The sequence below is a fragment of the Vibrio sp. 811 genome, assembly GCF_033339195.1.
This window is the reverse complement of record NZ_JAWOUB010000720.1, coordinates 1-570: the sequence shown is the minus strand read 5'-3', so window position 1 is coordinate 570 and position 570 is coordinate 1. Positions and strand designations below refer to the sequence as shown.

1 protein-coding gene is annotated in these 570 nt (G+C 45.1%); it reads right to left on the bottom strand.

Annotation, left to right across the window (positions count from 1 at the left end):
* On the bottom strand, window positions 1-511 hold a 511-nt coding region (locus R7Q46_RS29040), incomplete at its 3' end, for a type II secretion system F family protein (protein WP_318078560.1).
* Window positions 512-570: the final 59 nt, after the last annotated feature.

Genomic DNA, 570 nt, shown 5'->3' with positions numbered 1-570 from the left:
CTTTGATCATTTTGGCTCTAAGTTGCTCATTTTTTTCCCTGTTGGTAGCTACGCGTTCGGACACTTCGGCTAAGTTGCCCGATTGTTCTCCTGTCGCAATCAGGTCGGTATACAGCGGGTCAAAATGGTTACTGGCGGTACGCATCGCTTTGGACATCGGCGTACCCGCTTCAACAGCCCGAGTTACACTCATCAAAATGGATTTCATTTCCGCTTTTTTGTGGTTATCAGAGACCAATTTCAATGCTTGTACTAGCGGCACACCGGTTACCAGCATCGTTGAGATTTGACGAGTGAAAACCGTGATGTCTTTTCCTTTTACGCGATGGCTAAGTTTGGTCAAAAAAGAGATGCTGCTTTTCTTTAGCTTTTTGATTTTGATGTGCTGGGCATCTAAGCGCTCTCGTACTTCGATTTCGCTCATTGCCAGAGTTTGACCAGAGGTCTTTTTCCCTGAGCTGTTGACGCCTTTCCAACGGAAGTTCTTTAATTGTGGTGTCGTAGTTTTCATAGGGGGGTAACTGCTGATTAAAGGATTAGAAATAGAGCACGCGTTGTAACTCACTAAAG